Consider the following 281-nt stretch of genomic DNA (forward strand, 5'->3'; position numbering starts at 1 on the left):
TCACCGGGCCGGGCCGGGCCGTCGGGTCAGCATTGGATGCCAAACTCGCGCTTGGTGACGTGTTATCCACAGGCCTGATGACTGCCGTTCAGGGGCGCGGTTTGCTGGTGGATCAACTGAATCTTCTCGGGCTGGTGAAGGTGGAGCTTGGCGTAGTAGAACCCCCGGCCATCGGTATCGGCCCTCAAGGAACGACAGCATTCAACGCACAGACTCGCGTGCACATCAATATCGACAGCACGGGTGTTCCTCTAGCCAGCTCGCTGCTCAATATATTGGGC

General features: G+C 59.4%; 1 protein-coding gene. It reads left to right on the forward strand.

All coding sequences use genetic code 11. The features are described 5' to 3' along the window. Positions 1-32: 32 nt before the first annotated feature. Positions 33-281, forward strand: a 249-nt coding sequence (locus tag AC0IYH_RS31115; RefSeq protein ID WP_471838050.1) for a hypothetical protein, incomplete at its 3' end; no start/stop codon positions are given.

Source organism: Pseudomonas sp. AC463, from assembly GCF_979253585.1.